The organism is Herminiimonas sp. GW821-FHT09C12, from assembly GCF_059416385.1.
The window spans coordinates 1,298,840-1,320,134 of the sequence record NZ_JBWKPC010000001.1; the positions used below are offsets into that span (position 1 = coordinate 1,298,840).

The window sequence follows — 21,295 nt, forward strand, 5'->3', positions numbered from 1 at the left end:
AGTCGTGTGTTCAAGCACGTAGAGATAAAAATATCGGAGGAGAGACTATGAAGGAAGTTGCGCAATTTACTTTAAAGAAAGAGTGTTCAATAAAGTTGGTAAAGCATGCTGCCATAGGTAGCGTACTAGGCTTTGCCGCGTCGGTATTTTCAATGAGCGTCTTTGCACAGAGCTCTGTGCAGGTAAGCGGCATGCTCGATGTCTATGCTGGGGCCACCAAAAATAGTGGTGATGCGCGGAGCACATCGGGCGTGAACAGCAGCGGCATGGAAACCTCATGGTGGGGTGTCAAGGGAACGGAAGAGTTGGGTGGCGGTTTGCGGGCGCATTTTGCGCTGACCGGTTTCTTGCGGCCTGATGTCGGTGCTCTGGGGCGCTTCAATTCTGACTCGGCGTTCTCGCGGGATGCCAATGTGGGACTTTCCGGTTCATTTGGGCGCGTGTCTCTGGGGCGAGATGTGGCACCCAACTTCATTCCTACCTTGAGCTTCAGCCCATTCGGCGGTTCATTCGCATTCTCACCACTTGAGCTGCATACGCAGATGCCCTCAGGTCGCTATCGTGGTCAAGCCTGGTCGCCAACCGTGTCCGGCGATACGGGGTGGAGTAACCAGATCATGTATGTCACGCCAAAACTCGGCGGATTTACCACCAGCCTGTTCTTTCAATTTGGCGAGCAGGCAGGAAATTCGGGCAAGAACAACTACGGCGCGAATACGATGTATGAGAGTGGGCCACTTTCTTTCGGTGCCTACTTTCAATCGGTAAAGGTCAACAATCCGCTCGATCCTGTCACCAATGGGGCCTCTCAGGTTTTCACGTTTACTCCATACAACCAGGTGACCGGCGCGACCTATACTCTGGCGGCGTCCAAGAATGACACCTGGTTTGTCGGTGGTGCCTATGACCTGCAATTCATGAAGCTCTTTGGCACACTGAACTATGGGACGACCCGCTTGATTGGAGCGGCGGACGACAGCCAATACGATCTGAAGTCGAATACGGTGCAATTGGGTACCAGCGTGCCTGTGGGTAAAGGTTCGGTGTTGTTTTCCTGGGCGCGAACCAATGTAAAGGCCGATGGCAACTTCAGTGCCGTGTTGGGTAACTCGGGCGTAAAGTCGTCGATCATTCGCAATACGGCCTCGCTGGGATATGACTACTTTTTCTCCAAACGTACTGATGTGTATAGCGTGGTCAGTTACGACAAGCTGACAGAGCAATCCAGTGGAATCAGTTTTGGCGTGGGCATACGTCAGCGCTTCTAATGTATTCATCAGGGCAGTTCACATATTCTGCCCTGATGAAGTAATGCTTGGCCCCAGTATTCTGCAAACATTTGGCGGAGCGCGTTACCGAAAACTGCGCGCGATGTTGCCAATATTGTTTGATTGCATTCGCTCGACAGCATTTTGCATCGGCATCAACTTAAATCCCGTAAAATCTCACCTAACGACACTTGGTGACGATTGCCTGCTTTTTGCAAAGACCTCTAAGGAGCCTATGTAGGCTCCATTTTTCATTACGGAACGATAGTTGCGTGTAGGCAAATCATACTTGCCTCAGCTTTTCTATCATTCGCTCTGATCGCTGGCGTATCGACGCTGATGTGCTGTAGCTCAAAAGATCATGGCTTGCATGATGCTGTTTCCTGAATAAGATCATTCAATGAATACACCTTTCCTGAAAAATGCGTTGGTGCTGGGCTTGCTGTCCGCCATCGGCCCTTTTGCCATTGATATGTATTTGCCTGCTTTGCCGTCGATAGGGCAAACCTTGGGTGCGTCCACGAGTGGCGTGCAGGCAAGTCTGATGGCGTTTTTCATCTCGTTAGGTATCGGTCAAATCATCTATGGTCCGATTTCGGACATGATGGGACGCAAGTTGCCGCTTTATTTTGGCCTGATACTTTTTGCTGTTTGCAGTGTGGGCTGCGCGCTGGCACCGGATATTCAAACCTTGATCGTTTTGCGCTTCCTGCAAGGATTGGGCGCGAGTGCGGGCATGGTGATTCCGCGTGCGGTAGTGCGTGATTTACATACGGGTCATGATGCGGCGCGATTAATGTCGTTGTTGATGCTGGTGTTTAGCGTGTCGCCTATTCTTGCGCCGCTCGCCGGTAGTTTTTTGATTGAATGGGCTGGTTGGCGTAGTGTGTTTTGGGCTGTGACGGTGGCTGCTGTGATGGCCTTGGTTTTGCTCGCCACCAGTCAAGAAGAGACGCGCCCACCCGAGGAGCGTGTAGATAGCAGTGTGCGTAGCGCGATTCAGGGTTATGGCTTGCTACTGCGTGATCGCCACTTTTTGGGTTTGGTATTCATCGGTGCTTTTGGCATTTCCAGCTTCTTTGCTTATCTGGCCAATTCATCGTTTGTATTGATTGATCACTATGGCCTGACGCCACGGCAATACAGCATTGCCTTTGCTGCCAATGCCGCGGCCTTTATCGGTGTGTCGCAATTTACCGGGCGACTAAGTGCGCGCTTTGGCTTGGTGCCGGTGGTAAAGGTAGCGGTGGTCGGCTATGCGTTGGTGATGAGCTTGCTTCTGGCAATCAATCTGATAGGCATAGATCGTTTGGATGTGATGCTGGTGATGCTATTTGTCGGTTATGGTTTCCTTGGCTTGGTGGTGCCAACAACATCGGTACTTGCATTGGAGGAGCACGGTGCCATCGCAGGCACGGCTTCGGCGCTGATGGGCACGCTGCAATTCGTGACCGGTGCCTTGGTTATGGCATTCGTTGGTTTATTCGTAGACGGTAGCGCTAGGCCTATGGTGGTGGGTATCGCAGTTTGTTCATTGGTGGCCTTGGCAATGTCGTGGATAACTTTGAGTAAGGCGAGATTGCACGGCAATAAATAGGTGCTCGCATGTTTGTTACCGCACAGATTAAGTCAGCTATGTTGATGCAAAATTGCCATGAGCTAGTAATGCGTGCATGATTCTTTATCCGGTGTCCAAACAAGACGCTTCAGTCTTCCTATAAGAACAATTTAAAAAAGAGAACTCTTGATGGCAATATCCTTATTTCAACGTAATAAAGTCACTCGCAAAATCGCACTGTCGGTTTTTGCATTGTCTACTGCAGTGACGGCACATGCGCAGACGGCATCCAGTCCTTTCAGTGATTTGATTACAGAGCCTGGTGGTGCTGGACTGGGCGCTGTCATGCGCATGGAAAAATCTCCTTATATCGGTGGTGGCGTGCGACGAGACTTGCTGCCGCTTTATCTATATGAGGGTGAGCATGTTTCCGTACAGGCTAATCGCATCGGTATCAAATACGTTCCAGATGCAGAACAGCGCTTTGACGTTTTCTTTCGCCGGCGTCTGGAAGGATTTCCTGAAGATGGAAAAATCCCTGTCTTGAGCGGGATGGCGGCGCGTAGCACCGGCGTTGATCTGGGATTTACTTATCGTTATCAACAACCGTGGGGGACGCTCTATGCGTCTCTCTTGCATGATGTCAGTGGCACTTCGAATGGTACTGAACTGGAGCTTGAATATGCTTACGATTGGCGTTCGGGTCGATTGACCTTGCGCCCTAGCATTGGTATTTCCATGCGCGACTCCAAGCTCAATAACTATTACTACGGTGTGCTAGCGAGTGAAGCGACTGCCAGCAGGCCCGCTTATAAGTCGGGTGCGGGCACCAATGTTTCGCTGAATTTGTATAGCTCTTACGATGTGACCGAACGCTGGCGTTTGTTGGCAGGTGTGTCGCTTACATCATTAAGCAGCGATATAAAAGATAGTCCAATTGTGCGCAAAGGTCTGCAACCATCATTCTTCATCGGTGCTGCTTACGATTTTGGTAGCTACAAGAAATTGTGGGCAGATGAGAAAACGCCGACGTATGTGCGTGTCCTGTATGGCCGAGCTGGAGCCGATAGCTGCCACTTGGCGAAAATCCTGACCTTCAAATGCGCCGACTTGGATAAGACGAATCCAACCAGCATCATGGGTGTGCACATCGGTAAACCGTTTATCGAAAAACTCAATGGCTGGCCGCTTGATTTTGTCGGTTATGCCGGTGTGGTGTATCACGACGATAGAAACTTGCAGGCGAATGGCGTGCAGGTCGATCTATTCATGAAGGCCTATTACTACGGCTTGCCGTGGAACGATAGAGTCAAGACACGTCTCGGTTTTGGATTAGGCGCTTCATTCGCTAATCGTGTGCCGTACACCGAAGCGAGTAGTCAGGCCGCGCGTGATCGACCTACATCGCGCTTGTTGAATTATCTGGACCCGACGATAGATGTAAGTCTGGGTGACTTGATCGGCTCACGAGCATTGAAAGATGCGTATGTTGGCGTCGGCGTGTCGCATCGATCAGGTATCTTCGGTTCATCCCGCTTGCTTGGTAGCGTCAATGGTGGTTCGAATTACCTCTACACTTATTTTGAAATGAAAATCTAATTACTGAGTCCGTTGCATGATTTGTGTGTAACGGACTTTTGTTCTGCAGTGTTGAGAGCAGGGCTTATCGCCTGAATGTTCCATGCTTCTTAATGCGTCCATGCGCGCATCTATGTGAGTCTCGATAGTCATTCACCTCCATCACTCAACGTTTGCTTCTCCGTCCAATACCTCCTTCGCTCTATTCCTTTTCTACTAATACGTAGTTCGTCATTGTCGTGATTTCTTCAGCGCGTGTTGCGGAAAATCTGGCGTGATGTGCTTCAACACGTCATGCATAGCTGTCTGATTTTTGAATGCAGCGGCTACAAAAAAATAAGTACCAATTACAGGTGACAGTTCTTTTCCAAAGAAAGTTCAAGACAGCATAAATCTTGAAATACAGAACATTTTGTTCCGAACGTTACGTTACAAGTAACACGGAACACGCTATTTAAGCCCCTAAGAATAGCGATGACATTCCTCTAATTTTCAATTCAAGTATTTGATTTTTAAGTGGTTTTTTAAAAACAAAAAAAATGTAAAACGCGTTTTCCCGATTGGCATGCAATTTGCCACTTGGAAAGTACGGGTCTTCATATTTGAATTAAAACGAGGGGAACGAGGATGAACAACTTACAGAAAACAATGATGAGCACCGCGCTCCTTTCAGCCATTGTGTTGATGAGCGGTTGCACCACCACTAAAACGGTTGGTAGCGGCTCTACCAGTGCAGGTGATAACAGCACACCTGCCAAAGTAACGACAACAGGGACTATCGTCGACAAGACCGGCAATCTGGTTTCGGCTGTCGGCGGTGCCGTATCCGGCGTCGGTACAACAGTTGGAAACTTGAATCTGCCAATTGTTCCCAAACAAACGCAAACAGATTTGGGCAAGGTGGTCGTTGACGGCGGTGGCATCGTTACCGTACTCGGCAATGGCATCAGCAGTGGTCTGGGTCAGATGGGCTTGATCGACAATCCAGTCGGCGTGACGTTGACCAATACCGGCAATGTCGTTGATCAAACCGGGGTGACTGTGCGCAGCGCAGGTAATTTGGTGACGAATCTTGGTCATGGTGAACTGGCTGTGCTGGAGCCTGTGACTACACCTGTCGGTGGCTTGGTCACCAATGTCGGTCAGACTGTTTCCAATATTTCTGTACCGTTGACAACCTTGCTTGCTACCGGCCCTGTCGAAAGAATTACACAGACGCTCAGCCATACCATCGTCCCACTCACTAACAACGTCACAACCTTGACGCAAGCTGTGGGTAAAACGACCGGCCTTGGTGTGCCAGTCAATAACATCGTCGGCACTGTGGGCGGCAACGTTCTCGGTAACGTCGGCGGCACTCTGACAAAAAGCGGCGTACCTGTCGTCAATAATCTGGGTGGCGTAGTCGTTGCGCTCGGCAATGTGGTGACATCGACTGGCATTCTGGTTCACGAAAAAGATTCACAATCGCTTGGATTGGGCATCTTGTTCACGAATCTGGGTAACCTTGCGAACCCTTCTAATGTTTCTGGAAGTGGTGACTTGCTCGCGTTGTTGTCGCCTATCGTTAATCCACTGTTCGGTGGTGGCTTGGGTGGCATCGGTGGTATAGGCGGAATCGGTGGCACGACTAATATCCTGTCGCCAGTCATCGCCATCGTGAATCCATTGTTGGGTGGCGGTTTGGGCGGTATCGGTGGAATTGGCGGTACGACCAACATCCTCGCTCCAGTCTTCAACATCGTCGATCCATTGCTTGGCGGCTTGGGTGGTACTGGTGGTACGACCAACATCTTGTCGCCAGTTTTCAACATCGTGAATCCACTGCTTGGTGGTGTGGGTGGCATAGGTGGCGGTACTGGTGGTACCACCAATATCTTGACACCAGTAGTCGCCATCCTGGATCCGTTGTTGGGTGGCAGCTTGGGCGGCACACCAGGTAGCGGCAATGTCGGCAATCTGTTGACACCGATTACAGGCTTGCTCAATCCATTGCTTGGTGGTGGCTTGGCTGGTGGTGCCGGTACCACGAACTTGTTGTCGCCAGTGACCAATATCATCAACCCATTGCTTGGCGGTGGTCTGGCCGGTGGTAGCGGTACAGGTAACTTGTTGGCACCTGTTACAGGTTTGCTCAATCCATTGCTCGGTGGTGGTTTAGCTGGCGGCACAGGGACAACGAACTTGTTGACACCAGTGACGAACATCATTAATCCATTGCTTGGCGGCGGTTTGGCTAGCGGTGCCGGTACGACAAACTTGTTGTCGCCAGTCACCAATATCATCAACCCTATCGTTGCTCCATTAATCGCTGGTAATACGGCTAGCGGTAACAGTGGAAGCACTAATGGCACTAACAATGTTCTGTCGCCTGTGACCAATACCGTTAGCGCTTTGGTGAACGGATTGCTCGGTAAAAAATAAGAGCGTCATTCTTTCCATCAGCAAAATCCCGATCTTCACGGTCGGGATTTTGTACGAATGGACGAGCAGTTGATGGCATGTAGTACCGAAGAGATTTTCGAGCAATGGCAATAGTAGAAGTTGGGTTGTCATCCAATGTCTTCTACATAAGTGCGTACTAGGCTGACAAACAGTGCACCAAGAACAAAGATGTCAATAATGCATGTCGGTTTTAGATAAATATGAATTCTTAGTAATGTGATTTTCACAAGCGTAAACAAAGCTTGTCCAAGTTATCAGCTTCGAATTCTAAATTATTGATTCTTAGAAACATTGTTTGTCGTTTTTATCCAAAAATACCGCATTTATGGGATGTTCAGACTGGCCTGACAAGCTCATTCTTTGAAGCAACTTCACTTGATTAACAATTTGCGCGTCTTTTATTGACATTGCTCGAAGGTCACTTGTTTAAAGTGCAAGGCCGTCAGTAAGCACTTACAAAAGATGTCAGCATAAATTGGTAATTTGACTCTTGCCAAAAATCAACTAAGGTTAAAGCCCCATATGCACTTTGTGTATAAGGCGCTGTGACATCGGGATATGTAGTACTGGAAGGAGGCATGTAAGCAACATGCTGACAAAAGGGACTGTATGCAAAGATTCATAGAAAGAGTGGTTGCCGTCTGCCTGACGAGCGCACTGGGGCAATTGGCTTTGATGCCATGTGCCAGTGCCGCGGATGCACGCAGCCCGGGCTTGGGTAATCCTCTCGATAGCTTGCCTAAACTGGAGCAGAGTCCAGCTCAGCCAGTCAGCGTTGATATTCAACCGCAAGCACAAGATCCAGCGATGCAGCGTTTGCTTGCCAGCCGCATCGTGCCATCGCGCTTCCAGATCGCTGGTGTAGAAACACTTCCCTTTGAGCTTGTTGCCGCGGAATTCGCCCCACTCACCAATCGCGAAGTAACCGTTGCCGAGTTGCTGCAAGCGGCACAAAAAGTTACGCAGCTATATCAACAAGCAGGCTATCCACTCTCATTCGCTTTTGTTCCCGCCCAAGACTTCAAAAACAATATTGTCGTCATCAATGTGGTGGAAGGTTATGTCAGTACGGTCAAGATCGAAGGTAATCCCGGCGCATCAGAAGAACGCCTGAAAGAGATTGCCGAACAACTCAAGGAAGATCGCCCACTCCGTCGCGCAACTTTCGAACGCATCACCGGCGTACTTGGTTTGCAACCCGGCATGAGCATCAAGGCGACAGTGAGCCCACCTGTGAATACGGATGGTGCGGCAGAAATGATATTGAACGTGAGTCGCAAACCGATCACGACCGCATTCAGTCTGGATACTGCAACCTCGCATCTGCGCGGCATATTCAGTGCAACGACAAACGGATTGACGCCATTAGGTGAGCAACTCACGGTGAGTGCACTCGCACCGCCTGGGCCACTGCATGAAAAATATGTCGGCGTGAACTACACGCAACCGATACGTCATCAAGGCATGTTGCTGCAGGTCACGCTGTCGGACTACAAGGGACAACCGCAGAATCAGGCTTTGCTTGCACAGCAATTGCAATCAACTTATGAAACAAAGACGCAACGTGTAAGTGCCAACGTCAGCTATCCGCTGATCTTGAAGCCTAGCCGTAATCTGACCATTTCTGGCGGCATCTACGCCGTTAAGAATGCCACGCGTTACACGTTGAATGTGGCAGCACCAGCGCCAAGTATTGAATTGAGTTCCGACATTCGCGCGCTGAGTTTGGAGCTGTCTTCGGCGGAACTGTCAGACAGAAGCAGCACACAATGGTCGCTGGGTGTGTATCAAGGCCTCAACGCATTGGGTGCAGATCAGATCAACGGCAATATCGATCTCGATTTCCTGCGCATCAAAGGTGGCTTCTCACACAGCAGACAGTTCTCTGATGGATATGGTGCTACGTTCAGCGGCAGCGGGCAATACAGCAACAGCATTCTTCCGCTATCAGAGCAGATTGGTTTCGGCGCAAGACTATTTGGCCTTGCCTATCCAGCAGGTGAAATCGCAGGCGATCAAGGCTGGGGGCTCTCACTCGAATTCAATCGGGCATTTCCCTATAACGGCACCTACCTCAAAAGAATTCAACCTTACATCTTGGCTGACTCTGCGAGAGTGTATTCAAACTCAGGCACGTTGACTCACAGTCAAATTGCATCCGCCGGTTTTGGCGTACGCTTTACCGATCAACGTTATTACTCACTGGATTTATCCATCGCGCAACCAGTTGGCGAAATACCCATCAATGCCAGCCGACGCGCACCACGATTGAATTTTGCGTATTCATTCCAGATGGATTGAAAGAACAAGAAAGACCATTAAAAGAATCGAAATGGTCGCATGGGGAGATTTCCTTTTTAACTGTACAGGCTGCGTTTGAAGAAAGGAGTACGACATCGAGAACGAATCAACGACATGACTAAAAAGACAGGGTTGGTCGCCAGTAATGAGCGCCGCCTGAATAGTAAAAATTTATATTGATAGAGAAACAGGAGCACAAAATGAAAAGCCAAATTATCCGTTTTATCAAAGACGAAGAAGGTGCAACAGCGATTGAGTACGGCTTGATTGCCGGTTTGATCAGCATTGCCATTCTGGTTGCGGTTACTTCTATTGGTAGCAATCTAAGTCGTATTTTCAACTTGATTGTGACCAAACTTGCTACGGTCGTGTAGGAAATTGGATGTGGTGAATACATCAAGAAGGTAAACATAGAGGCTGAAGGTTTCTAATGTTTGTGAATTAAGAAACTAATAGCTCCTTTGTTTTCCTGTTTGTGTATTGCCATTGCTTCCCATGACATCTTGCCTAGATGTGTGCCAAATGCAGATAGTTGTTAGTGCTGTTGGTACACATTGGGCAAGTTGGTCTGGCTAGTAAAACAGGAGTTAAAAATGAAAAGCCAAATTAACCGTTTTATCAAAGATGAAGAAGGTGCTACGGCGATTGAGTACGGATTGATTGCAGGTTTAATCAGCATTGCGATTCTGGTCGCCGTTACTTCTATTGGCACTGATTTAAGTCGTATTTTCAACTTGATTGTGACCAAACTTGCCACGGTCGTGTAGGAAATTGGATGTGCATGAACCAGAAAATCGTACATATGGAGGCAGAGTGTTTCCGATTTGTTTTTATGTATTGAAAAATTAATGGAAATTCTGTTTTTTTGTCTTTGTATCGTAGTTGTGGCCTACGACGTCTTGTTCCGGCGTGTGCCAAATGGCGTTTTGTTGTTGGCGCTGTTGGTACATACCGGGTACTTGATAGCAACAGGGGGTGGTATTGCTGGAATCGATGCATGGCAATCATTCAGCAGCGGCGTGCTTGCATTGATCGTATTTATTCCCTTGTATGCATGGCGCGTGATGGGCGCGGGTGATGTCAAGTTTCTAGTCGTGCTGGGTGCGGTATTGGGATTGAAGGGATTAGTAGTGGCGTGGTTGGTCGGTAGTCTTTTGGCTGGTATGCATGCAGTTATCTTTTACTGGTCGCAAACATGGGACGTATCGATGCCGCCAAGTGTGCTTCGCGTGATGCAACAGATGACAGGTAACGCCATGTACCAGCGAATGTTGAATGCGAGAGAAGGAAGAAAAGGTATTCCCTACGCAGCGTATTTGGCAGTTGCAGCTATTTATTTTTTGGTGACGACATGGAGGGGGCAATGAAAAATTCAATTCAATGCCATGCCAAGGTGGAATCATTTTCGTTATTACAGAAATTATGTTTATGCAAAATGAAGTCACGACCTGTGATCAGAAAAAATATTGCGCAAGCATCTCAAAAACAGCATGGTGCTTCTGCGATTGAATTCGCTTTTGTCTTCCCGATTTTTTTCCTTATTTTTTACGGGATCATCACTTACGGTTTGATTTTCGTCGCGCAGCAATCGATTACTTTGGCTGCGGCAGAAGGTGCGCGCGCAGCTTTGCGTTACGCAGCTACCGATACTATTCGTGAATCCAATGCCCGCGCGGCTTCCGTCGGCACTAGTAGCGCAGCCGCCTGGTTGGGGACACGCATTACTTTTAATGGCACTTTGCTTGCGAGCTGCCCGTACGGGACATCGGGAATCCGCTGTTATCAAGTCACAGTTACCTATCCTAATTATTCGCAGAACCCGTTGACGCCATTGATACTCGGCCCCTTGATGGGTGTGGTAGTGCCAGCGCAATTATCAAGTAGGGCAATTATTCAGCTTGATTGACCATGCATTACTACTTTAGAAAAATGATGACGCCATGAATAAACTGACAAAAATCATCGCTGTGATTCTGGTATTGCTGGCAGTGTGTCTGGCTGCGCTCGCATGGTGGATGGGGCATCAAGCGCCTGTTCCAGCTCCTGGCGTAAGTGTCGCCATGCCAGCCAAGGTAACGTATTCAGTTGTGGTGGCTGCCAAAAATCTAGAGAAAGGTAAGGCGATCACTGCGGATGGTGTGAAGTTGATTAATTTGCCGATGATCACAAACGGTACGTATGTCGACTCAACGGAAGTCATAGGCAAGATTCCAGCAAGTGATATTGCGGCTGACAAGATGATCACAGAAGATCAATTGGTGCGAGGCTTGGCATTGAAGTTGGCTGATGGCGAACGTGCAGTGGCAATCCCTGTGGATGAAGTGGTTGGTGTCGGTAATCGGATAGTGGCTGGTGATTATGTCGATGTGTTTTTCACTTTAAAAAAAGGGAATGATATAGATGTCAGTCAATCGCGCTTGCTGGCATCGCGTCAACGTGTGCTGACTTATGGTGCAAACACGCTGGGCGAAGCATCGCCAGCGCCCACTCAGGCTGCAAATAATCAGAATTCCCAGCCTGTACAAGCGCGCACAGCGGTACTCGCTACGCCTGTTGATCAGGTCAATCAACTTTTACTGGCAGCCCAGAATGGGAAGTTGACGCTGGTATTGCGTCATCCTGGAGATGCCAGCGCCGCTGACATTGCTTTGTTCCCTGAGCCCAATCGCGTGTTGAAAGAAAAATCCGGCTTATCAACGGAAGACAAGGTCGCCTTGAAAACAGGCGATAACCAAGCGTATTCCGGCGTAGATTTTTCCAGTTGGGCGAGTGGCAAGACTAATACAGCGAACAAGACAATATCCAGATCATCAACAAAAGCATCGAACACATTGGAAGTCATCAAAGGAACGCAGCGGGAAAACGTCAGTTTTTAAATGCCGACATTTCTTTATCGATTATCTGAAGCGGATATCTGAAAAATGAAAATACTCAATGCTACAGCGATGATGATGGGATTGTTGCTTGCGATGCCGGTAACAGCAGATGAGTCTACTTTGACTTTGAATGTGCGCGAGCAACGTACGCTGAAGACACCAATCAATCTGGAACGGATTGCGGTAGAGGATCCTGAAGTTGCAGATGTAGTGGTATTGCGCGGTTCGAACAAGCGCGAAGGCAGCGTCCTTCTGGTCGGCAAGAAGCCGGGCACTACGGTGGTGACTGCATGGCCGCGCAATGGTGCCACCAAGGTGTGGAACGTCAAGGTGCAAAGTCAGTTGCAAGGTCAACTGTCAGAAGAGGGAGCCGATTTACAGATCAATAGCGACAGCGCCAGCATACGTGGTCAAGCACCGTCCTTGCTTTCGCATACTAATACCAATGCATTGGCCGTGCTGGCCGTCGGACAGGAAAAAGTACTGGATAAATCGACTATAGCAACTAGTGGTGTAGTGCAGATTGATGTGAAGATAGTTGAGTTCAGTAGAAATATTCTCAAAGAAGCCGGTTTCGATTTCTTGTTCAATCAAAGCAGAGGAGCAACGTTCAGTTTTGGTTTGAATAATTTTTCCAGCATTTTATCGGCACAATCGCAAACGCCGATATCACAAGCTTTCAACTTGCTTGGCGCTGGTAGTGGTAGTGTCAATACTCGTGTAAAACTGATAGAGCAGAATGGATTGGCGCGCGTCTTGGCACAGCCATCATTAATTGCTTTGTCAGGACAAAGTGCCAGCTTTCTTGCCGGAGGTGAATTGCCTGTTCCTCAAGCGGGGGGGTTAGGAACCACGACTATTGTTTTCAAACCTTTCGGTATCGGCTTAACGGTGACACCTACCGTTTTGGCAGCCAACCGTATCGCACTCAAAGTGGCACCAGAGGCCAGTGATCTCGATTATGCAAACGCGATTGTTGCCGCTGGTTTGACGATCCCGGCGATTTCCACTCGACGTACAGAAACCACGTTGGAACTAGGCGATGGAGAAAGTTTTGTCATTGGTGGACTGGTATCGCGCACTACGAAATCTAGCATCGACAAAATTCCTTTTTTAGGTGACCTACCTATTCTCGGGCCATTCTTTCGCAGCATGAAATACAGCCAGGATGAAAAAGAATTGGTCATCATCGTGACCCCACATTTGGTAAAGCCAATAGCAAAAGGTGTGGAGCTAGCCTTGCCAGGTGGTGATAAGGAAAGACGTGATACACCGGGGAATGCATGGGGTAGCTACATCATGGGTGTTGCTGGACGCGATGATCTACCTGGATTTTCCAAATAAACAAAGTGGAGAAAAAACCGTTGGAACAGCTCATGGAAAAAGGTCGGCAGCGCGAAATTGCCCCCAATGACAGCAATCGATTCGTCTTTTGCTCGTCTAATGGGGCGCATCTGCGTTGGCTCGCTCATGCGCTAAGCGAGTGGCATGTGATACAGCAGGAGCTGGCTGCGACCGCTCTCCTTATTTCACGTGTTGCGGAGTGTAGACCCAGACTGATATTGCTCGATTTTTCCGGTAATTGCGGCGACAGCACGGCAAACTGTACTGCAGACATGATCGCGTTAGCGCAGATGATGAAGGGCAAGCTACCGGATGTGCCGGTGGTTGCTGTCGGTACCATGGATTATCCAGAAGGAGCTGTTGCGGCACTACGTGCTGGAGTTCATCATTTCATCGACATGACGGCACCGGTGGATGAGGCACACGACGTTATCTACAAATTGGTTTCTGCCGTATCCAGCCCCACCGTATCGGTTGAAGGAGCATTGATTACCTTGCTTGGCGCGCGCGCTGGTGTCGGTACAACGACATTGGCTGTTCATCTGGCCGATATCCTGCAACAAGAAAAATCGGTTCAGCACAAAGATTATCAAATAGGACTGCTTGATCTTGGTTTGCCTGCTTGTGATGGGCAGCTTTATCTCAACGTCACAGGGAATTTCAATTTCAGCGATACGGTGCGTAATCGGCATCGCCTCGACCGGACCTTGATCCAAACTGCTTTGGCGACGAGTCATAGTGGCATCAAAGTGATTTCTTTGCCGCGTTCATTGGCAGAAATCGCAGATATATCCAGTACAGATGTGCGTTCTTTGTTGTCACAGCTGCGCCTTTACTTCGATGTATTGATTATGGATTTGGGCGGTTTCTCCGATATGCCGTTTGTTGAAAGCATGGTCAATGCATCAGACCAGACATTGCTGGTGACCGATCAAAGTCCGGGCTCGCTGGTTTCGCTTTCAAGCATGTTGAAAGAGTGTGAGAAACATGGTGGTGATGCCAGTCGCTTGCAGTTAGTCGTCAATCGTTATGACATTCGATACGGTATGAGTGCACAACAGATTGCAGAACGTTTTAGTTTGCCGCTGGCAGCAGTCATGCCGGAATGTACATTGCGCTTGATGAGTAGTGCCAATCAGGGGAAGTTGTTACATGAAATCGCCAAGCACGATCCATACGTGCGAGCGGTTCACGATTTAGCAGAAAAATTATTGAATCCGCATTCGGACAAGCATGCCAGCAAGCTATCGAGCTGGGTCCCAAGTTTTCTCAAGCCATAACGATAAACGACGGCAAGGGCCGAGATAAAGGCAGGCGAGATGAACGATCAAATAGTACTTACAAAAGAAGATGAAATCTTTGTGAATACACAAAGATTTCAGGACATAAAAACTGCTGCATACGACAATCTTTTGACGCGTATTGAGGAGTTGGGTGCTGAGTTTGGTCGCTGGTCGCGGTCGGCAATACAACAGTTCGTCAATCTAGATGTTGATGGTTTTGTGCGCTTGCGTCGTATCCCTCTGAATGAAAATGAAGTGCGTCTGATTGCCGATGCATTGACCAAGGAGCTGGCCGGATTGGGGCCGTTGGAAGATCTGCTGGCCGATGGCGATGTGGAAGATATTCTGATCAACGGTTACAACGATGTATTTGTTTCACGTCATGGTGTGTTGCAACGTGAGACTTTGCGCTTTACTGATAACAATCATTTGTTGCGCATAGTGCGACGCATACTTGCGCCGCTCGGACGTCGACTGGATGAGTCAAATCCGATGGTCGATGCGCGCTTGCCAGATGGTGGTCGCTTGAATGTCGTGATTGAGCCGCTGGCAGTCGATGGGCCGATGGTCTCGATCCGAAAATTTCGTAAAGATCCGCTTAAACCTAGTGATCTGCAGCAACTGGGAACACTTAATGACGAGTTATTTTCTTTGCTGGAAAGTGCGGTAAAGGCGCGTTGCAATATCTTGATTTCCGGTGGTACCAGTTCCGGAAAAACCTCGTTACTCAATGCGTTGGCTTTCTTCCTTCCGGAAAATGAACGCGTGGTTACTGTCGAAGATACGGCAGAACTGTCATTAAATCATCCACATGTTGTGCGTCTTGAGTCACGTGTTGGTAGCTTCGAAGGAACAGGCGTTGTCACGATTCGGGATCTGATACGAAATAGCTTACGTATGCGGCCAGATCGCATCATCGTCGGGGAAGTGCGCGGTGCGGAAGTACTGGAAATGTTGCAAGCGATGAATACAGGTCACGATGGCTCAATGGCGACTATTCATGCCAATACGCCGCGTGAATGTTTGCATCGGATCGAGATGTTGGCTGGCTTTGCGGGCTTCCAGGGAAGCGAGTCTAGTCTGCGTCGCCAGATTGCGGGTGCGTTGGATTTCATCGTTCAGATCGGACGATTGTCCAATGGGCGACGACGTATCGTATCAATCACTGAAATTACCGGCGTTGGCGATAACATCATTACAACGCAGGAACTCTATCGCCACGAAAGTTTCAGCGGCCCTGACGGTGAGGAAAAAGATCGCTGGGTATCGCTCGGTATTCAACCGCATTCGCCAAAATTGAAAAAACGGCAAGTGCAGCCTAATGGCGGTAATCCACAAAAGAGAAACTGATGACAGCGCTGACATTATGGTTGACGTCCGGTGCGATCTTGCTGCTCGCATGCGGCATCCTGTTGTGGCAAAACGCGCAACTTCATTTGCGGCAATATGCAACTTCAGTTTTTGTTGATAAGCAAATCCGCAGTGCGGTGTCTACACAGAATCTGGCGACAGGCGATGAGTTTGAACAGGGCATCTTGTCGCAGCCACGACTTGAATCAAATATCTGGAGGCGCTTCTATTTGCGCGCGGGCATTGTTCCGACGCCGATTTTCTATGCGTTCCTGATCATTCCTGGTTTGTTGTTCACCTTATTGGCAGCGATATTCGGTGGCGTCTTGTCTGTCATCGGTACCTTGTTCCTGTATGTGACGTTGCTGTATTTCCGTTTGTGGTGGAAAGCCACGCGCCGGCACCAAAAGATGGTGCGTCAGTTGCCTGCCTTCCTCGATACGATGGTCCGTTTGACCATCGTTGGCAACAGTCTGGAGTCTGCATTTCAGGTTGCCGTGTTGACGACAGAAGAGCCGATGCGCGATGTACTGGAGCGCAGTAATCGTCTGGTGCAGGCAGGCATGGATCTTGAACATGCACTGCTTCAGCAAGCGCGTGTTTTTCATTTGGTGGAATTGGAGTTGATCGCTGCCGTCATTGGCGTTGCTCTGCGTTTTGGTGGTCGTGCTGACACCGTGTTGGAACGTATGGCGGCCTTCATGCGCGATCATGAACACGCACAAAATGAATTGAGTGCCTTGTCTGCAGAAACCAGATTGTCGGCATGGATTCTGGGTATGTTGCCTATCGGTATGGGTATTTTCATGATCATTTTCAATAACAACATGTTTGTCACGATGCTGGAAGATCCAATCGGGAAAAACTTGTTGATTGCTGCTGCCGTGCTGGAGGTTGTCGGCGCTTACTTCTTATATCGCATGGCCAAATCGCTGTGAGGACGATATGACGCCACATATCTTGCTTGTTTTTTCAATACTACTGCTGGCTGCTGCTGCACTGGTACTTGGCAGCGGTTTGTTACGCCAGGCGTGGCAATTCATGCGCAGTGAAAAAATATTAAATCGTCGCATTGATACACAAGAACATCCGGTCGAAGAAGTAGTGCGGGCACAAGGACCTTTGTGGCGTCGAGGGCTGGATAGTTTTATCGCGTATATGGCGCACTGGGTTGATACACCGCTTGGGAAACAATTGGTCGCTGAAGAAGATCGAGTATTGCTCGATCAATGTGGTGTGAATGATATTCGAGGAAAAACACTGTTCTTTGCCACGCGCGTATTACTTGGTATTGGCTTGCCTGTATTGGCATGGGGCATGACGCCAGATCGATCGTTGCTTGTTTTGTTGATCATAGGATTTTTTGGTTTCTCGATCGGCTACATGGCACCGAAATGGGTGATGCAGATCAAGGCCAAAGAGCGTCGCCGTCAAGCTGCTGAAGAATTGCCATTGCTGATTGATCTCTTGCGTTTGCTGCAAGGTGTCGGCCTGTCAATTGACCAAAGTCTGAATGTTGTGGAAAACGAATTCTCTAGTTCCTTGCCCATCCTGAGCAAGGAATTGCAGATTGCGGCACAACAATATTTGAATGGGCGTACTCGTGAGCAATCGTTGCGACGTTTTTCCACCGTCTTCGACAATGAAGACATGAGTGCTATTGCTCGCCTGATTGTGCAAGTCGATCATTACGGTGGTGCAGTGCAGCAGCCACTGCAACAGTTCAGTGACCGTGTGCGCGAGCAGCGCAAGTTGGACATGAAGGCAAAGGTTGGGAAACTCACAGTCAAGATGACAGGTGTCATGGTCTTGGCGTTGCTGCCGGCTTTGTTGATTATCACGGGTGGTGCTGGCTTCCTGGCAATTATCCGAGCACTTTCTAAGTTATAGAGGGCTGACCATGCAAGCACATACCAAGAGCAATGTTATTACAGCATTCTCGATTCTTGCACTCTGTAGTGGTTGCGCCAACTTCAATTCTTCGGCGAGTGATTATGCGGCTCGAAGTGAGGCGGCATTGCAACGTCAGCAGGCCGAGCTGGATAAGCCTGCTTTGGATAATAAGCAGGTATATCTGGATATGATCAAGAAGATGCAGGATCGCTCCTTGTATTTTGCTTCGATTGCACACATCGATGCGTATCAAAAAAATTATGGATCATCGCCGGAAATACAGCGCTTGTATGCCGATGCTTTACGTGCAACCGGGCAGCAAGAAGCCGCAGAAAAACAATACCGACAATTGCTGGCAACAACAGAGGCGGCCGCTGCTTGGCATGGCCTGGGTTTGCTGGCGGCACAAAGAGGTGATTCTAGCAATGCAATTGCGCATCTACGCGAATCCAATCGACGTGATCCAACTAATGCGATGGTGTTGAGCGACTTAAGTTATGCCTTGCTGTATGACGGTGATCGCGCTGCTGCACGTTCGCCTTTAATGCAGGCGGTTGAATTGGCTCCGGACAATCGTAAGGTCATCAGTAATCTAGCTCTGTTCTTTTTACTTTCAGATGAAAAAGAGAAAGCAGAATCCCTGATGAAGGATGCGAACATCCCACCTGATGTAAGGGCCGAAATTCGCAAGCGCAAGGATGCCATCACAGCGCGAGGTACGCAGCCAACGGCGAAGATCGTTAGCGATGCTGATATCCAGAATCGTACCTTGCCAACTATTGCCAGTGGTAACGGCATGCAATTACAACTGCAACTGCAATTGTTACAGCCGAATGTAATACCGCGCAGCCGTAGCGAATAGCTGCGTCACATGCGTACTTTTATCCGGATATCAGGGGGACTTATGTCGCAATTCATTTCATCCAAGCGTCACGCAATATCGCTGCGTGCATCTTTAGTATCGATCTGCGGATGTGCTGCATTGTTATTTGGGGCTATTCCGATTTGTAATGCACAAGCAGTTGATGGCGAATCCGATACGTCGTTTGTGAAGAGCAAACCCAAGGCACGCCAGATCGGTGAAGTCACTTCGGCCTTGTTAACTATGCAGGTAAATGGCAGTGCTGCGGGGCCTGGATTGCCCATGCTAGGTGCAACAAGCGCGCTGAGTTGGGAGCGCTATAAGGATAGTTTTAAATACAAAATCCCTGAAAATTTTGAACGCGCTATCAGGAAGAGCGACGGGCAATAATAATTCAACTGACGATTGAATATGAAAATCATGTTCGGCTCCAGCATCGCCTATACACATGCATTGCATTGCATGTGGGTGAGCTCGCGTCAGCGTGGTTCGATTGTTGTGATGGCTGCAATCGGCATTTCAACGATGGTGATCTTGTTGGCGTCGATAGATATTGGTTATCTGTTTTTTCAGAAGCGTGAATTGCAGAAAGTGGCAGATCTGGCGGCGCTGGCTGGTGCGCAGCAATTGGGACGATCGTTGGCATCTAACGATCCATGTCTCTCAGTGCCTTCTATCGCTGCGGCTAATGCGAATGCACAGGGTTTTACTGAGGCACCTACTGTAACTTGCGGAAGATGGGACCCTGCGGTTGTGAAGACAGCGCCACACTACTCGGTGGATCTAAATGGGGCGACACCGAATGCCGTTAGCGTATTGGTGAGTAAGTCATTTTCTAGTTTTTTTGGTGCTTGGGCGAGTAGGGCTGTGAGTGCAGTTGCGATTGCTACGGCGGATGCGCCGATTGCTGTTTTTTCAGTCGGCTCTAGGCTATTGAGAATTAACGGTGGTGTTGTTCCTGGGCTCTTAACCAAACTGGGCGTGGGAATGAATGGCGTTGATATTGCGTCCTACAATGGTTTGGCAAATGTATCGATAAAGTCTAGTGGTTTGTTGAGGGCTCTAGGCGCCCAGATACCTCTTAATGCTGATGTGGGGACTATCAAAAAAAGTGTTTTGGATTTGAATACAGCCGGCTGTAGTAACGGTGTATGTACCTTGGAAACCTTGTTAGGGGCAATGACAACTGTGGTAGGCCAGCAAGATTTCATTAGCCTTCTGGGAATTAGCACCGCACAACTTAAACTGCCGGTTCAAATTTTTTCTAATGCGAATGGACGTGGCGGCATATTTGCATTGGTCGATGCTGCAAATGGGAATTCAGCCTTAAGTACGGACATCAATGCTTTGGATTTGATAACAACCGCGATTGGTGTTGCAAATGGCCACAATGCTGCTGAGTTGAATTTGGGGGCGAATCTTCCCGCAGGCATTCTTCAATCAGAAACAAAAGTCGGTATTGTTGAGCCGCCGTCAATCGGTATCGGTGGTGTAAATACGAAGGCTTATACTTCGCAGGTCAGAATATTTACTCATATAAAAAGCAATCTTTTGGGCTTGAATGTACTTAGTGCTGATTTGCCGATAGCCATTGATGTGGTCAATGGGTGGGCAAATATTGATGCGATGTGTCAGGTGAAAAGTAACGGGAAAGATACGGCGACAATTTCAATCAGCGCTCCGATTCTTCAACTTTGTGTTGGTGCGCTGACCGCTGCTAATGCTTTTTCAACAGCAGCGCCAGCATGTGATGCGAGCTTGCCGCCTTACCCTCTTCTCGACGTGCTTAAAGGAGGGGCGGTGATTAATACAAGTCTCGCCATCTCGGGATTGGCAAACACAGGTAGCCACACTTTTGTTAAGGGGGAAGCATATACATTCCCCGGCAATAGTTTGCCACTCGGTACGCTGGTATCGAATTTGGTAGATGGTTTACTCGCCAAACTATTAAATGCGATTGTGGGTGGGGCAGGGAATGGGCAAGGGACTATCACCAATAGTACGCTTGCAGGCGCGCTTCTGGGTGCAACGGGTAATGTACTAAACACAGCATTGAATACGGTGGAGGGGGCATTGGGAGCGCTCAAAACATTTGTTAATAGTGTAAATGCAAATCCAGATCTCGTCGCGTCTCTTGGAGCTTTGTTGATGAACTTATTAAGTTCTATTGGTAATTTGGTAGGCGGCTTGCTTAATGTCGTGGGTAACTTGCTTGGACAGACGCTATGTGCAGCCACAAATCTATTTACACCTGAAAAAATAAATCAATGCAATTTGGCGATGCAATTAGAGGGAAACCAAACGAATGGTTCCGCCTCAATCAGTAAAGTATTGCTGACTATTTTGGGTTTGGTAACTCAACTTTTGGAACCGCTTTTAGATAGTTTGGGTCAGGCCTTAGCAACACAGCTTAATAATTTACTTGGCATAAGTTTGGGGCAAGTCGACGTGACTTTGATCGACTTGAAATGTGGTGGCGGTGACAACGTCAGATTGGTTTATTAAAAATGTCCTATAACGACTCTCGACATTTGCCC

18 protein-coding genes are annotated in these 21,295 nt (G+C 48.6%); all 18 read left to right on the plus strand.

Translation table 11 applies throughout. The annotated features are described in order from the left end of the window. The first annotated feature begins 47 nt into the window (after positions 1-47). The 18 genes from AC07N2_RS06145 (at position 48) to AC07N2_RS06230 (ending at position 21,263) form a co-directional block, all read left to right on the plus strand. Positions 48-1,268, plus strand: a complete 1,221-nt coding sequence (locus AC07N2_RS06145; protein ID WP_494777451.1) for a porin — start codon at positions 48-50, stop codon at positions 1,266-1,268. 400 nt (positions 1,269-1,668) lie between these two features. After that, positions 1,669-2,865 (plus strand): multidrug effflux MFS transporter, encoded by a 1,197-nt coding sequence (locus AC07N2_RS06150; protein WP_494777452.1) that lies wholly within the window; start codon positions 1,669-1,671, stop codon positions 2,863-2,865. Between the two features lie 150 nt (positions 2,866-3,015). Next, positions 3,016-4,425, plus strand: a complete 1,410-nt coding sequence (locus tag AC07N2_RS06155) for a MipA/OmpV family protein (RefSeq protein WP_494777453.1) — start codon at positions 3,016-3,018, stop codon at positions 4,423-4,425. 606 nt (positions 4,426-5,031) lie between these two features. Further along, positions 5,032-6,828 (plus strand): collagen-like triple helix repeat-containing protein, encoded by a 1,797-nt coding sequence (locus AC07N2_RS06160; RefSeq protein WP_494777454.1) that lies wholly within the window; start codon positions 5,032-5,034, stop codon positions 6,826-6,828. Positions 6,829-7,458: 630 nt separating this feature from the next. Then, positions 7,459-9,150 (plus strand): ShlB/FhaC/HecB family hemolysin secretion/activation protein, encoded by a 1,692-nt coding sequence (locus AC07N2_RS06165; RefSeq protein ID WP_494777455.1) that lies wholly within the window; start codon positions 7,459-7,461, stop codon positions 9,148-9,150. Positions 9,151-9,350: 200 nt separating this feature from the next. After that, complete coding sequence (locus AC07N2_RS06170) at positions 9,351-9,524, plus strand: Flp family type IVb pilin (protein ID WP_494777456.1); 174 nt, start codon at positions 9,351-9,353, stop codon at positions 9,522-9,524. Between the two features lie 219 nt (positions 9,525-9,743). Beyond that, a complete protein-coding gene (locus AC07N2_RS06175) occupies positions 9,744-9,917 on the plus strand; it encodes a Flp family type IVb pilin (RefSeq protein WP_494777457.1) in 174 nt (57 codons plus the stop codon). 81 nt (positions 9,918-9,998) lie between these two features. Then, on the plus strand, positions 9,999-10,517 hold the full coding sequence (locus tag AC07N2_RS06180; protein ID WP_494777458.1) for an A24 family peptidase: 519 nt from the start codon (positions 9,999-10,001) through the stop codon (positions 10,515-10,517). A gap of 68 nt (positions 10,518-10,585) precedes the next feature. Then, positions 10,586-11,056, plus strand: a complete 471-nt coding sequence (locus AC07N2_RS06185) for a TadE/TadG family type IV pilus assembly protein (protein WP_494777459.1) — start codon at positions 10,586-10,588, stop codon at positions 11,054-11,056. A 34-nt stretch (positions 11,057-11,090) separates the two neighbouring features. Then, complete coding sequence (gene cpaB / locus AC07N2_RS06190; RefSeq protein ID WP_494777460.1) at positions 11,091-12,026, plus strand: Flp pilus assembly protein CpaB; 936 nt, start codon at positions 11,091-11,093, stop codon at positions 12,024-12,026. A gap of 45 nt (positions 12,027-12,071) precedes the next feature. Then, positions 12,072-13,370 (plus strand): type II and III secretion system protein family protein, encoded by a 1,299-nt coding sequence (locus AC07N2_RS06195; protein ID WP_494777461.1) that lies wholly within the window; start codon positions 12,072-12,074, stop codon positions 13,368-13,370. A 272-nt stretch (positions 13,371-13,642) separates the two neighbouring features. Further along, positions 13,643-14,650 (plus strand): CpaE/TadZ family protein, encoded by a 1,008-nt coding sequence (locus AC07N2_RS06200; protein ID WP_494777462.1) that lies wholly within the window; start codon positions 13,643-13,645, stop codon positions 14,648-14,650. A gap of 39 nt (positions 14,651-14,689) precedes the next feature. Beyond that, the gene (locus AC07N2_RS06205; protein ID WP_494777463.1) at positions 14,690-16,003 is read left to right on the plus strand and encodes a TadA family conjugal transfer-associated ATPase; all 1,314 of its coding nucleotides are present in this window, start codon (positions 14,690-14,692) and stop codon (positions 16,001-16,003) included. Beyond that, the gene (locus AC07N2_RS06210; protein ID WP_494777464.1) at positions 16,003-16,941 is read left to right on the plus strand and encodes a type II secretion system F family protein; all 939 of its coding nucleotides are present in this window, start codon (positions 16,003-16,005) and stop codon (positions 16,939-16,941) included. Before AC07N2_RS06205 ends, AC07N2_RS06210 begins: the two co-directional genes overlap by 1 nt. 7 nt (positions 16,942-16,948) lie before the next feature. Beyond that, complete coding sequence (locus tag AC07N2_RS06215; RefSeq protein ID WP_494777465.1) at positions 16,949-17,893, plus strand: type II secretion system F family protein; 945 nt, start codon at positions 16,949-16,951, stop codon at positions 17,891-17,893. Between the two features lie 10 nt (positions 17,894-17,903). Beyond that, on the plus strand, positions 17,904-18,758 hold the full coding sequence (locus AC07N2_RS06220; RefSeq protein WP_494777466.1) for a pilus assembly protein: 855 nt from the start codon (positions 17,904-17,906) through the stop codon (positions 18,756-18,758). 42 nt (positions 18,759-18,800) lie between these two features. Further along, positions 18,801-19,148 carry a DUF3613 domain-containing protein gene (locus AC07N2_RS06225; RefSeq protein WP_494777467.1) on the plus strand — a complete coding sequence of 116 codons (348 nt, stop codon included), beginning with the start codon at positions 18,801-18,803 and terminating at the stop codon, positions 19,146-19,148. A gap of 21 nt (positions 19,149-19,169) precedes the next feature. Beyond that, positions 19,170-21,263 (plus strand): pilus assembly protein TadG-related protein, encoded by a 2,094-nt coding sequence (locus AC07N2_RS06230; RefSeq protein WP_494778123.1) that lies wholly within the window; start codon positions 19,170-19,172, stop codon positions 21,261-21,263. The last annotated feature ends 32 nt before the right edge of the window (positions 21,264-21,295 follow it).